14 protein-coding genes and 2 pseudogenes are annotated in these 12,182 nt (G+C 63.1%); 9 read left to right on the top strand and 7 right to left on the bottom strand.

Going from position 1 to position 12,182, the window contains the following annotated elements:
* Positions 1-19 precede the first annotated feature (19 nt).
* The 6 genes and pseudogenes from ACVISU_RS35880 to ACVISU_RS35855 form a co-directional block, all read right to left on the bottom strand.
* On the bottom strand, positions 20-799 hold the full coding sequence (locus tag ACVISU_RS35880; RefSeq protein ID WP_456710101.1) for a 2-keto-4-pentenoate hydratase: 780 nt from the start codon (positions 797-799) through the stop codon (positions 20-22).
* Positions 796-1,605: an alpha/beta fold hydrolase gene (locus ACVISU_RS35875; RefSeq protein ID WP_456710100.1), complete on the bottom strand. Its 810-nt coding sequence runs from the start codon at positions 1,603-1,605 to the stop codon at positions 796-798. The genes ACVISU_RS35880 and ACVISU_RS35875 overlap by 4 nt, the downstream gene beginning before the upstream one ends.
* Before the next feature lie 30 nt (positions 1,606-1,635).
* On the bottom strand, positions 1,636-2,787 hold the full coding sequence (locus tag ACVISU_RS35870; RefSeq protein WP_456710099.1) for an AMP-binding protein: 1,152 nt from the start codon (positions 2,785-2,787) through the stop codon (positions 1,636-1,638).
* A gap of 145 nt (positions 2,788-2,932) precedes the next feature.
* Positions 2,933-3,148, bottom strand: a pseudogene (locus tag ACVISU_RS35865) (AMP-binding protein); the annotation flags it as partial.
* Positions 3,149-3,153: 5 nt separating this feature from the next.
* Positions 3,154-3,636: a hypothetical protein gene (locus ACVISU_RS35860; RefSeq protein WP_456710098.1), complete on the bottom strand. Its 483-nt coding sequence runs from the start codon at positions 3,634-3,636 to the stop codon at positions 3,154-3,156.
* Entirely contained in the window at positions 3,629-4,660 is a 1,032-nt protein-coding gene (locus ACVISU_RS35855) for an amidohydrolase family protein (protein ID WP_456710976.1), read from the bottom strand. The genes ACVISU_RS35860 and ACVISU_RS35855 overlap by 8 nt, the downstream gene beginning before the upstream one ends.
* Positions 4,661-4,863: 203 nt before the next feature.
* On the opposite strand from ACVISU_RS35855, the gene ACVISU_RS35850 reads away from it, so the two are divergent.
* The 9 genes and pseudogenes from ACVISU_RS35850 to ACVISU_RS35810 all read left to right on the top strand — a co-directional run bounded on the left by ACVISU_RS35850 (position 4,864) and on the right by ACVISU_RS35810 (position 11,478).
* Complete coding sequence (locus tag ACVISU_RS35850) at positions 4,864-6,081, top strand: NAD(P)/FAD-dependent oxidoreductase (RefSeq protein ID WP_456710097.1); 1,218 nt, start codon at positions 4,864-4,866, stop codon at positions 6,079-6,081.
* A 16-nt stretch (positions 6,082-6,097) separates the two neighbouring features.
* Complete coding sequence (locus ACVISU_RS35845) at positions 6,098-7,393, top strand: aromatic ring-hydroxylating oxygenase subunit alpha (protein ID WP_456710096.1); 1,296 nt, start codon at positions 6,098-6,100, stop codon at positions 7,391-7,393.
* A 9-nt stretch (positions 7,394-7,402) separates the two neighbouring features.
* Positions 7,403-7,888 (top strand): aromatic-ring-hydroxylating dioxygenase subunit beta, encoded by a 486-nt coding sequence (locus ACVISU_RS35840; RefSeq protein ID WP_456710095.1) that lies wholly within the window; start codon positions 7,403-7,405, stop codon positions 7,886-7,888.
* 12 nt (positions 7,889-7,900) lie between these two features.
* The gene (locus tag ACVISU_RS35835; protein WP_456710094.1) at positions 7,901-8,662 is read left to right on the top strand and encodes an SDR family NAD(P)-dependent oxidoreductase; all 762 of its coding nucleotides are present in this window, start codon (positions 7,901-7,903) and stop codon (positions 8,660-8,662) included.
* On the top strand, positions 8,659-8,982 hold the full coding sequence (locus tag ACVISU_RS35830; RefSeq protein WP_074128258.1) for a non-heme iron oxygenase ferredoxin subunit: 324 nt from the start codon (positions 8,659-8,661) through the stop codon (positions 8,980-8,982). Before ACVISU_RS35835 ends, ACVISU_RS35830 begins: the two co-directional genes overlap by 4 nt.
* A pseudogene (locus ACVISU_RS35825) lies at positions 8,969-9,262 on the top strand (TetR/AcrR family transcriptional regulator); the annotation flags it as partial. The gene ACVISU_RS35830 and the pseudogene ACVISU_RS35825, both read left to right, overlap by 14 nt.
* Positions 9,263-9,265: 3 nt before the next feature.
* Positions 9,266-9,715, top strand: a complete 450-nt coding sequence (locus ACVISU_RS35820) for a hypothetical protein (RefSeq protein ID WP_456711008.1) — start codon at positions 9,266-9,268, stop codon at positions 9,713-9,715.
* Positions 9,712-10,602, top strand: coding sequence for a VOC family protein (locus ACVISU_RS35815; RefSeq protein WP_456710093.1), 891 nt, complete (start codon positions 9,712-9,714; stop codon positions 10,600-10,602). The genes ACVISU_RS35820 and ACVISU_RS35815 overlap by 4 nt, the downstream gene beginning before the upstream one ends.
* A 27-nt stretch (positions 10,603-10,629) precedes the next feature.
* Complete coding sequence (locus ACVISU_RS35810) at positions 10,630-11,478, top strand: VOC family protein (protein ID WP_456710092.1); 849 nt, start codon at positions 10,630-10,632, stop codon at positions 11,476-11,478.
* Positions 11,479-11,873: 395 nt separating this feature from the next.
* Here the strand turns inward: ACVISU_RS35810 and ACVISU_RS35805 are convergent, their stop codons facing one another.
* Complete coding sequence (locus ACVISU_RS35805) at positions 11,874-12,095, bottom strand: hypothetical protein (protein ID WP_456710091.1); 222 nt, start codon at positions 12,093-12,095, stop codon at positions 11,874-11,876.
* Positions 12,096-12,182 lie beyond the last annotated feature (87 nt).

Here is a 12,182-nt window from a genome sequence, read left to right as displayed (position 1 = left end):
CCTCCTGATCCGGGGGCGACTACGTGAAGGTCACGCTGACAGGCCCGAAACCCGAGACTCTCGCCTCATAGACTTCGCCGACCGACACCGGTGAGACCGGGCCAAGCGCTCCCGTCAGCACGACATCGCCACCTCGCAGGGGTTGGCCGACGCGTGCCATCGACCTTGCGAGCCAGAGCCCGGCACGCAAGGGATGACCAAGGCATGCGGAGCCACAGCCGACCGATACGGTCGCTCCGTTGCGCGTCATCGTCATGCCGCAAGCCTCGAGGTCGACATCGGTCAATCGCCGCGGCGCTGCGCCGAGCACGTAGCGGGCGCTTGAGCCGTTATCCGCGACGGTATCGAGAATGCTGATCTTCCAGTCCCGTATCCGGCTGTCGACGATCTCGAGCGCAGCAACGGCATAGGCGGTCGACCGCATCAGTTCGCCAAGCGTGACGTCCTCGCCGGAGAGATCGCGGTCGAGAACAAGCGCGATTTCGGCCTCGACCCGCGGCTGGATCAGTTGCGCGACATCGATAGCCTCGCCGGTCGAAACCTCCATGTCCGCGAACAGCGCACCATAGTCAGGCTGATCGACCCCGAGCTGCTGCTGCACGGCCTTCGAAGTAAGCCCGATCTTTCGGCCAACCAGCCGCCTGCCATCAGCGATACCGCGCCGGGTCACCTCGGACTGCACCGCATAGGCAGTCTCGAGGTTGCCGCTTCCGATCTCGCCGGCGATCGGGTCGATCGGCCGCCGGGCCGACTCCGCCTCCTGGAGGCGCGTTGCGAGCCTGTCGACGAGCGCGCTCATGGCCGATCCAGGAAGGCGGCGACCAGCGCGTTGAACTCGTCGGCTTTTTCCCATTGCGCCCAGTGGCCGCACTTGGGATAGACGTGAAGCTCGGCGTTCGGCATGGTCTTCAGCAGGATGAAGGCGGAATCAAGCGGGACCACGCGATCGTCGCGTCCCCAGACGATCAGCGTCTTGTGCTTGAGCGCGCCGAGATTCTCGCGCCAGATGTCGAGCGGCGGCCGCCTGAAGATGTCGACGACGTCCTTGCGCATCGCAGCCTTCAGCCGTTCCTCGAGCAACGCATCGGTGATCGCCCTGGAATCGAACACCAGAAGCTCGATGACTCCTTTCAGCTTCTGCATCGAAGGGCCGTCGCCGCCGTGGAACATCGCCATGCGGCGCAGGCCTTCGGTCGGCATTGGCGTGAAGATAGCCTGGCTGCCACCCGTGCCCATCAGCACCAGACGGTCGACCCGCTCCGGGGCGCGCAAGGCGACCATCAGCGAGGTAGCGCCACCCAGCGAGTTGCCGACGAAGCTCGCCTTCTGGACCCCGATCGCATCCATGAAGCTGCGGACAAATTCACCCATCGCCTCGAAGATCGGCCCGTCCTGCAGCTTGCCCTCGGTCTCGCCGAACCCGGGCAGATCGACGACGATGACGCGGCGGCCGGCCGCCAGTGGCTCGACATTCTTGCGGTAATTGCTCAGGCCCGACGCGCCCGGTCCACCACCATGGATCAGGATTGTTGGTTCGCCCTGGCCGACATCGTGATAGCGCGTGCGGGTTCCCGCCACGTCGATGAACTTGTCACTCAGATCCACCCTTGATCTCCTGTTGATGGCAACGGTTGTTCAGGCCGGCGGAATGCCGGACAGAAGGTAGTGGTCGCGCAGCTTCCGCTTGAAGATCTTACCGCTCGCCTCCCGCGGCAGGGCGTCGTGAAACACGAAACGCTTCGGCACCTTGAAGCGCGCGAGGCGCTGTTCGAGGAACGCCGCAACATCGGCCGGCGCGGGCGCTGCGTGCGGTTCCGCCTCGATCGCCGCGATCAGGCTTTCGCCGAACTCCGCATCGGGTACGCCGAACACAGCGCAGTCGCGCACGCCGGGACAATTGACCAGGACATTCTCGATCTCCGCGGGGTAGATGTTGACCCCACCGGAAATCACCATGTCGCGTTTGCGATCGCAGATGTAGAGAAAGCCGTCGGCGTCGAGATAACCGACATCACCGCAGGTCACGAGGCCGGCACGATCGACCTGTTCGCGCTGCTCCGGACGGCCATGGTAGGTGAAGTCCGAATAGGCCTCCGTGCGCAGGTAGATCTCGCCGATGTCGCCGGGCACGACTTCCTGCCCGGCCTCGTCGTAGATTCTGAGCTCGGTGCCTGTCATCGGCCGGCCGACCGTGCCGGGATGTGCGAGCCACTCCTCGGTGTTGCAGCCGACCGCAGCGCCGGTTTCCGTCGCGCCATACGTCTCGTGGATCACCGGTCCCCACCATTCGATCATCCCGCGCTTCACATCGGGCGGACAGGCCGCACCGGTGTGCGTCACCCAGCGGATCGAGGACAGGTCGTAGCGATCGCGGACAGCGTCGCTGAGCCGCAGCAGACGCACGAACATGGTCGGTACCATCGTCAGATGTGTGATCCGGTGCTCGGCAATGACCCGCAGCAGATCCTCCGGATCGAAATTCTGCTGCAACACCGTGAGGTCGGCATGCTGGAAGGCCTGCCGCGCAAAGGCGCCGGGCGATGCGTGGTAGAGCGGACCGCAGACAAAGGCCCGCATGCCGGGTTCGATGCCGTAGATATCGCGAAGCAGTGCCGCGTTCTTCTTGATCTGCTCGGGTGTCATTGGCGCGCGCCGAACACCCTTCGGATGTCCCGTGGTGCCCGAGGTGTAGATCATTGTGCCCCGCGGCGCGCGAGGCGGCTGTTCCCATCGCGCAGTCCTGTCGCGAAACGCCTGCCAATCCTGCGCATGGGACGGCGACGGCAACGACGTCGGGGCGCCCTCGGGGGCCTCGTCGACGATAAGTTGGCATGTCGGCGGGAACGACCCGCTCGATCGCCGTGATCAGGTCACGGTGCCCGATCAGGGTCCGGGGCGTGCAATCGGTTAGAATATAGGCGATTTCGTCGGGCTTGCTGTGCCAGTTCAGCGGCACAACATAGGCGCCGAGCAGCGCGGCTGCATGCAGCACCTCGAAATAGCAGGGATCGTTTCGGATCAGCAGCGCGATGGCATCGCCTTCGCGGACGCCAATCGACTCGAGCGCCGTGGCGGCACGGCTGCCCTGCTCAAGCAGGTCATGCCGCGCAACGCGACGCTCCCCGATCGCGATCAACTTGTCAGCCATCGCGCTCACTCCAGGCAAACCGTGACATCGGCGCGTGCCGGCGGCAGCAGGACACTGTCGAGCAAGCCGAACTCGTCGTCCTTTAGCGCAACGGGCATCGAGAACGTCAACGCATCCATGTGACCGCTGAGGACGGTCGGGTAGCGCCATTCAGCCTTCGCGATGGTCCGGCCCCGGCCGCGGAATTCGAACAGCAGCGGCTCGGGCGTGCTCGCGCCATGTCCGCTCTGATAGCCATCCCCGATGGCGTAGACCTCGCATACGAAATCTTGCGGACCGCGGCGCTGGATTGAGATCTCGATGTCGAGCAGGCCGAAAGCGGGATCGGCCGCCGTGCCATCCTGGTAGAAATAGACGAAGGGAATGCGGCCGTATTTGCTGGCTCCCCTCTCGGTGTCGGACGGCACCTGCGCATCGCTGCGGCTGGGCGTTCGCGGCGGGATCGGTCCGAGCAGGCACATCTGCGGCAGGGAGCGACAATCAGCCATGGGATGACTCCGACTGTTCGCCTTTCCCTCGCGGTTGCGCGACGTGCAGCGGCGCGACGTCATAACGCCGGCCCAGGAAGCCGAAGGAATTCTCGGCGAGAACGCCATCGCTGCTCAGCGCGCGTCTGGCGAACGCACCCGGCTGCTTCTGCCGGATCGTGAAGGGATAATCGGATCCGACGACGATGCGGCTCTCGCCCACTGCGTTGCCGAGGAACGACAGCGATACCGGATCGTAGAGGATCGAGTCGTACCAGAACTGCCGCGCAAGGTCTGACGGCGGCCGCGTCATCTTGCCCCTGGCGCCGAGCGACCAGCCGAAATCCATTCGCGGCAGAATCCATGGCAGCGCCCCGCCACCATGGCTGAGCAAGACACGCAGCCGGGGAAATCTTTCGGGCACACCGGCGGCGAGCAGCGACACCGACGCGAGCGCGGTTTCGAGCGGAAACACCGCCGTCGCGGCGAATTCCGGGCTGCCGCCGACGCGCTCCATGCCTGCCGGGTGCAGCGGATGCACGAATATGCCAAGATCGAGCGACTGGGCGGCCTCGTAGACCGGAAACAGGCTTTCGCTGCCGAGCGCCACGCCGTTGATGTGCGACCCGATCTCGATGCCGGCAAAGCCGAGCGTCTTGAGTTTATCCAGCTGTCGCAGGGCACGTGGCACGTCCTGCATGCACACCATGCCGATACCGGCGAAATTGCCGGGCGCTTGCGCGATCATGCCCGCGATCTGGTCGTTCATGAGGTCCGCGAGATATTCGGCGTCGTCAGGCGGCAACCAATGCGACAGCAACTCCGGCATCGGCGAGAGCACCTGCATGTCGGTGCCGTCCTCGATCATGTCCGCGAGCCGCCGCTCCACATCCCATGATCGCGTATCGATCTTCCGGAATACCTTGCCCGCGATCATCACCATCGCCTGATCGCCCGTCGCAAGTTCGACGCTCGGCCAGCGCGCGTCCCGCTTCGGGTCGGCGGCCAGCCGCGCAGGCACAACATGCGTGTGAATGTCGATCACCGTGCCCAACGCGCTCTCCCTGTCGCTCTGTTGCGAGCGTCTTGTCGTGATCCCCGCCCGCGCCGCGGCGCGTCACAGAATTCACTTTACAAACAGGAATGATTGTTTTTATCTTTGCTGTCAAGACGCCTGTGAGCGTCACGGCAGCGACGAGCGCAAATGCCGCGCTGAGGGAGCCGCCAAGAAAACGGCCGAGGGAGCGAATGACGTTGGACCCGCAGCAAGCGCGCATCGTGATCGTTGGAGCCGGACAGGCGGGTGCCCGCGCCGCCGAGGCCTTGCGCGCTGCCGGACATCGCGGCCCGGTCAGCCTGATCGGCGAGGAAGAGCACCTTCCCTACGAACGCCCGCAACTGTCGAAAGCCATTTTGATCGACCGCGCTCCCAATCCGGTGCTGGTCCTGCAGCACCAGCAGTGGAGCGACCTCGATGTCGCATTGCACACCTCGTCCCACGTCGTTGCGGCCGATCTGCAGCGGCGCGTTGTCGGTCTCGCCAACGGACAAGAACTCGCATTCGATCGCCTGCTGCTCACGACCGGGACGCGGGTGCGTCGCCTGCCCGAGGTCGACAATGGCCCACTCCCCGTCCGCTACCTCCGCTGCATGAACGACGCGCTGGCGCTGCGCCAGGAGTTGCAGCCCGGGCGACGGATTGCGCTAATCGGCGGCGGGGTCGTCGGACTCGAAGTCGCCTCCGCCGCGATCGGGCGCGGATGCCACGTCACCATCATCGAGAAGGCAAAAAGCTTGCTATCCCAGATCAGCTCCCGATCGCTCGACCAATATCTCCATCAGCTCCATGCGTCGAAGGGCGCGAAGATTGTGTGCAGCGCCGTGGCGAAGCGATCGACATCGCGCGGACTGGAACTCGACGACGGCAGCTTCGTCCCGGCCGATCTTGCATTGGCCGGCGTCGGCGTCGAGCCGGTCACTGAGCTCGCCCAACAACTGGGCCTCGATTCCCGGCATGGCATCCGCGTCACCTCGAGCGGAGCCACCGATGCCGATGGCATCTTCGCCGCTGGCGATGTCGCCGAGCAATGGAGCCGGAGCCACGACCGCTGGATGCGCATCGAGAACTGGGCCAATGCGCAGAACCAGGCCATAGCCACCGCAAAATCGATGACGAATCTCGCGACTGCCTATGATGCCCCGTCCTGGTTCTGGTCTGACCAGTACGACGCCAACATCCAGGTTGTCGGAAATCCGGCAGGTGGCGAGGAGATCGTCAGGGGCGACGTCGGCGCCGGACGCTTCGTCACGATCAGCGTCCGCGACGGCGAAGTCGTCGGCGGCATCACCGTCAATTCGGCACGAGACATGGCTGTGCTGCGCCGGCTCGTCGCCTCACGCAAGCCTGTTCGAAAAAGCGAACTCGAGAATCCCGCACTCGAACTGAAGCGCTTACTCGCCGCCTAGGGAAGAGGAAACCACAATGAACACAGAACAGCCGCAGCCCGCGCTGCTCGTCGATCCGGCCCAGCGCATTTTCAAGGTCGCGCGCCGCAATTTCGTCGATCCCGAGATCTTCAGGGCCGAAAAGGAAATGATCTTCGATCGCTCATGGCTCTACCTCGGGCACTCGTCCGAGCTTCCGAAACCCGGCGACTTCATCACCCGCAAGGTCGCTGGCCGCGGCATCCTGTTCACCCGGGACAGCAAGGGACAATTGCGCGCCCTGCTCAACACCTGCCCGCATCGCGGCGCCCAGGTCTGCCGCGAGCGCAAGGGCAATGCCAAATCGTTCCAGTGCTTCTACCACGGCTGGGTGTTCGGTGCGGACGGCAAGCTGCGTAGCCAGCCCGGCGAGGCCTCCTACCCCGAGGGCTTCAAGGGCCGCGACACCTCGAACATGCAGCCAGTGCCGCGGTTCGAGACCTACCGCGATTTCAACTTCATCTCGTTCGACAGCAACATCATGCCGCTTGTCGACTACCTCGCTGGCGCGAAGGAATACCTCGACGTGATCTGCGATCAGACCGACGCCGGAATGTCGATCGTCGCAGGCAGCCAGGAATATTCGATCCGGGCGAACTGGAAGCTGCTCACCGAGAACAGCATCGACGGCTATCATGCCGCGACCACCCACGCGACCTACTTCGATATCCTGATGAGCTCGACGGACAATCTCGCCACCGGGATGGGTGCCGGCGGCTACGGCTACGACCTCGGCAACGGTCACGCCGTCCTCGAATACGGCGCTCCCTGGGGACGACCGGTCGCGCAGTGGATCCCCGGATGGGGAGAGGCTGGCAAATCCGAGATCGGCCGGATCTACGACAACCTCGTCGCACGCCACGGCCGGGAGCGCGCCGATCGGATCGCGCGCAAGAACCGCAACCTGTTCATTTTCCCAAATCTCGTCGTCAATGACATCATGGCGCTGACCGTGCGCACCTATTTCCCGATGGCCCCCGACTACATGGTGATCAACGCCTGGGCGCTGGCGCCAAATGACGAATCGGCATGGGCGCGAAAATATCGCCTCAACAACTTCCTCGAGTTTCTTGGCCCCGGCGGCTTTGCCACCCCAGACGACGCCGAAGCGCTGGAGCACTGCCAACGCGGCTTTGAGAACTCCAAGGAAGCCTTGTGGAACGACATCTCGAAGGGAATGGGCAAGGAAAAGGCCCATCACGATGACGAGCTCCAGATGCGTGCGTTCTGGACCCAGTGGAACAAGCAGATGTTCCCCGAACCGGCATCCGGTATCAAGAGCGTAGCGGCCTAGGAGAACGAGATGCAATCCGTAACCCGCACCAACGTCGAAGATTTCCTGTTCAACGAGGCCGAGCTGCTCGATCAGTGGCGATTGCCAGAATGGCTGACGCTCTTTACCGAGGATGCCAGGTACGAAGTTCCCTGCACAGACCTGCCCGCGGATGCCTCGTCGGACACCAATCTGTTCTACATCGCCGACGATCGCATGCGGCTTGGCGAGCGGGTCAAGCGGCTCATGAAGCGCACGGCGCATGCCGAGTTTCCGCATTCGAAGACGAGTCGAATCGTCGGCAATGTCCGGATTTGCGCACGGCATGAAAACGAAATCGACGTGACCTCAGTGTTCCAGACGCTGCGCACCAAGGACGGCGTCACCGATCTATACTTCGGGACGAACAAGTATCGCCTCGCGCTGCGAGACGATGGCTTCCGCATCCGCGAAAAGCGCTGCCTGCTCGGCGGCGAAGGCTTGCGGCCGAGCGGCCGCATCAGCATCGTGCTCTGACGGATCAATCAGATGGGTTCTCGTTTCGACGGACAGACAGTCGTGGTGACCGGGGCCGCCAGCGGCATCGGCGCCGTCATCGCCCGCTACTTTGCCGACGCCGGCGCCAGCCTTGTGGTATCCGACATTGACGAGGGCGGCCTCGGTGCGGTTGCCGACGAGATCGCCGCAAGCGGCGCCAGGCGTCCGGTCGTGAAGGCCGGCGACCTCTCGCGGGAGGACGTTGCAGGCAGCGTCATCAAGTCGGCGGTCGACAATTTCGGTGCGCTCGATATCCTGGTCAACAACGCAGGCGGCGGGATCATCAAGCCGTTTCTGGACCACACGCCTGATACGTTGCGGACCACGATCGATCGCAATCTCTGGACCGCGCTGTGGTGCAGCTGGCACGCCGTCAAGGTCATGAAGGCCCGCGGCTACGGTCGCATCGTCAATATCGGCGCGGACTCGGTTCGCAACGGTCTCTGGGATCACGCCGCCTACAACGCCGCCAAGGGCGGCGTGCATGCAATGGCGACCGGACTGGCGCGTGAATTCGCCAAGGACGGCATCACCGTGAACGTCGTCGCCCCCTGCATCGTCGAAACGCCCCAGGTCAAGCAGATCACCCTCAAGGCGCCGAAGGCGTTGCAGCGCTTTGTCGACGTGGTGCCGATGGGGCGCCCGGCCGAGATGGACGAAGTGGCTTCGATGGTGTGCTATCTGGCTTCGAAGGAAGCCTCGTTCGTCACGGGACAGGTCATCAGCGTCAATGGCGGAAGCACAATGCTATGACGACCACGATCAACGGCATTCTCATCGGCCCGGTCCAGGACTTTCCGGAGGGCGAGATCCGTCCCGCGACGATGCCCGATGGTACCAGCCTTGCGGTCTACAATGTCGGCGGCACGATCTACGCCACGGCCGATCTCTGCACGCATGGCGAGGCTTCATTGTCCGAAGAAGGTATCCTGACCGGAAATATCGTCGAATGCCCTTGGCATTTTGGTACATTCGATGTCACCAGCGGCGCGCCGACCGGCATGCCGTGTACGGTTCCATTGAAGACCTTCCCGGTCAAGGTAATAGAAGACAGCGTCTATGTCGAATTCTGACGAACCAAAGGCCTCCTCCCGCCGTGGCGCCCCGGCATCGCGCGGGCCTGCAACCCGACAGAAGCTGAGATCGCGCCGGGACAGCACGGCTGAGCCGAAATACGCGCCGCGACGAACCCAGGCGGAGCGCAGCGAAACCACGCGCAAGCAACTGATGGAAGCCGCGGTCAAGCTCATTCGCCGCAACGGCTATGTCGGGCTGCGGACGATGGAGGTCGCCGACCTCGCTGGCGTTTCGCGCGGCGCCTTGATGCATCATTTCCCCAGCAAGCACGAGCTTGTCGTGGCCGTGCTGGCCTATGTCAACGAGATCACCTTCACCCAGAGTATGCGCCGCGCGCAGTCGGCGCGGCACGACGGCGGCGATCCGATCGACAGCATTATCAAAGACGCAGAAGACTTCTTCTTCGGCGACTATTTCTTCATCGAGCTTGCCATCGCGATGAGCGATGACAGCACCCGCCAGATCAAGCGTGAGACCCGGCAATTTGCCCGGCAGACGCGCTTCTCGATCGAGGCAACCTGGCTCGACACGCTGATTTCGTCCGGAATTCCGGAACAGCTCGCCAGGGACGTGCTCGCTTTGACGCTGAGCGTGGTCCGCGGCTTCTCGGTCAGAATGCTGATCGAAAACGATCCCGAGCACTTCTCACGGCTGCTCGGTGTCTGGCGCCAGATCGTGCGGCAGTACATCGAGAATTCGATGCCCAAGCAGTCGAGAAAGCGGACATGACGCGTCAAAGTTCATTCGACGGGGCGCCGCGACGCGCCCTGATCGGACTCTGCTACGTAAGATTGGCCGTCCGCGAGCCGCAATCGGCAGCGGCGTTCGCAACCGATATCCTGGGCTTACAGCCAGTACCCGACAAACAGGCCCTACTCTTCCGCTCGGACGATCGTTATCACACGCTATCGCTGATATCGGCAACGAACTCGTCCTCGATCGGCATCGAGGTTTTCGACGAAGCAGTGCTCGAACGCGTCGAGCACGCGCTACGGAACGACGGCTTCACTGCACGTCGCGCAAGCGCCGACGAGTGCAAGCAACGGTTCGTCCGAGATGCGCTGATCGTGCAGGATGCCAGCGGCAACGAGATCGACCTGGTGCTGCGGCCCGCCCAAAGCGGTCGCCGCTATTTTCCTAGCCGGGACGCCGGAATCACCGGGCTGGAGGGTGTGGGGCTGCGCAACGTCAAGCCGAAAGACGACCAGAAATTCTGGACTTCCATTCTCGGTGCACAAATCAGCGATTGGGCCGGCGACGTCACTTATCTCAGGGTCGACCAGAAGCATCACCGCATTGCCCTCTATCCATCCGATCGGCCCGGCATCGTCTATATCAGCTACGGCGTCGAGAGCCTGGATGCGATCATGCAGGGCCATTATTTCGCGCAGGAACGTCAGATCAAGATACTGCACGGCCCCGGACGCGAACCGGCGTCCGGGCAGATCTTCCTCAGGTTCGAGGGGCCTGAAGGATACGTCTTTTCCTACACGCACGGGATCAAAGACACCGAACCCGGTCATCATCCCCGGCAATTCTCGGCTCATCCCTCCTCGCTGTGCGAATGGGGCAGCCAGTGCCATGGCATTCCCGAACTGTGGCCAGCCGGCGACTGACAAAGCCAAAGAGAATGGAGACGCCACATGATTGAACTGCGCGATCTCGCCTATGTACGGCTCGGCGCCTCAAACCTCGAGGACGCGCGGAGCTTTGCCACCAGAAGCCTCGGCCTGCAGGTCGGCGAGGAGGCAAAGGAGGCGCTCTATCTGCGCTCCGACGATCGGGCGCACACGCTCTGCTATTTCGAGGGCGATCCGCAGGATCAGACCGTCGCTTTTGAAGTCGACGATGCGGACAAGCTCAACGTCGCCGGCGCAACGCTCGACGCGCTCGGCCATGCGGTCCATGCGGGCACACCGGGCGAATGCGCGCTGCGCAAGGTCAAGGCCTTCATTGCGTTCAAGGACCCGACGGGCAACCAGATCGAGCTCGTCGTGCGGCCCGAGCGCAGTGGCAGGCGATATTTTGCGACCCGCGATGCCGGGATCACCGGCTTCAGCCATGTGGGTCTGTTCACGACCGACCCCGTGCGCGACGAACAGTTCTGGACTCAGGTCTGCAACGCCCGCGTCAGCGATCGCATCGGGGACATTGCGCTCATGCGGGTCAACGCGATCCATCACACAGTGGCGCTGGCCCCCGGCCGTGGACCCGGCGTACATCACATCAACCATCAGGTCGAGAGCAACGACGACGTGCTGCGCTCGTACTATCATTTGGCGGGCCAGCGCGTCCCAATCGTCTTCGGTCCGGGTCGTCACCCAACATCCGGCGCGCGGTTTCTCTATTTTCAGGGTCCCGACGGCATGGTGTTCGAATATTCGGTCGGCGTAGACGAAATCGAGGACGAGGAAATCCATCGGCCGCGGCAGTTCGGCTTCGAGCCATCTAGCCTCTGCATGTGGGGCGCGAAATCAGGACGTCCCCGTTAGCTTAGCTCGCAAGAGCTGGGGGAAGTCGTGGCGTAGAGTTGGCCGGAAAGTGCCAGTCAAAATCCCATTGAAACATAATGCATTTTCGTGCTTTTGGCGTCAGAACTACCGGTTCAGCTAAGGCCCAGATGGGCACTTTTTGCCATCACGTGGGATTGGACCAAGGGCCAGCCGCTCGAATGATCGCCGACAATGCACGTGGCGGGCAAACCCTTTGCTTGTAACGGTGCCGCACGACGATGGTCGTGCTCTCGAGATGGGCAGGGTCGTTTGTTGAACAGGCAAGAAGCCCAGTCACCGTGCGACGCCATCGGCACGATGCCGCTCATCTGGCCGCAATCACTCTGCAATGGGATCAATCTCTCTGGGGCAGCCCCGTATACGGCTCGCTACCATCATTGTGTCGACGCCAACCAACAAGCGGAGGGATAAATGATGGTCTGGAATACTTTGGTAAGCCGATCCGCGACGATCGCATCGCGGCCGAAAGTCCTCAGAACAACCTTCATGTGCGCCCTTTCGGCGACTGTTCGCTTCACTTCGACAATAGAATCAGGACAGAGGATCACGGCGCCGCCAGTCGGCGCGCGCAGTCCCGTGAGCTCGATCATCGCCACGAATGGTGTCCCGCTCTTTTGCAGGAACTTCCAGCCGAAGCGCCGCCAGCCGATTGTCGTCCGCCACCCGAAAAACTGCCGCGCGTG

Source organism: Bradyrhizobium sp. USDA 4452 (assembly GCF_054063575.1).
Note: the sequence above shows the minus strand (reverse complement) of the source record. Positions and strands in the feature narration are given on the sequence as shown.

Bases quoted from the DNA above. Each gene is read 5' to 3' on its own strand.
- ACVISU_RS35880 (WP_456710101.1), bottom strand. From the start codon at position 799: ATGAGCGCGCTCGTCGACAGGCTCGCAACGCGCCTCCAGGAGGCGGAG.
- ACVISU_RS35860 (WP_456710098.1), bottom strand. From the start codon at position 3,636: ATGGCTGATTGTCGCTCCCTGCCGCAGATGTGCCTGCTCGGACCGATC.
- ACVISU_RS35850 (WP_456710097.1), top strand. From the start codon at position 4,864: ATGACGTTGGACCCGCAGCAAGCGCGCATCGTGATCGTTGGAGCCGGA.
- ACVISU_RS35845 (WP_456710096.1), top strand. From the start codon at position 6,098: ATGAACACAGAACAGCCGCAGCCCGCGCTGCTCGTCGATCCGGCCCAG.
- ACVISU_RS35840 (WP_456710095.1), top strand. From the start codon at position 7,403: ATGCAATCCGTAACCCGCACCAACGTCGAAGATTTCCTGTTCAACGAG.
- ACVISU_RS35835 (WP_456710094.1), top strand. From the start codon at position 7,901: ATGGGTTCTCGTTTCGACGGACAGACAGTCGTGGTGACCGGGGCCGCC.
- ACVISU_RS35830 (WP_074128258.1), top strand. From the start codon at position 8,659: ATGACGACCACGATCAACGGCATTCTCATCGGCCCGGTCCAGGACTTT.
- ACVISU_RS35815 (WP_456710093.1), top strand. From the start codon at position 9,712: ATGACGCGTCAAAGTTCATTCGACGGGGCGCCGCGACGCGCCCTGATC.
- ACVISU_RS35810 (WP_456710092.1), top strand. From the start codon at position 10,630: ATGATTGAACTGCGCGATCTCGCCTATGTACGGCTCGGCGCCTCAAAC.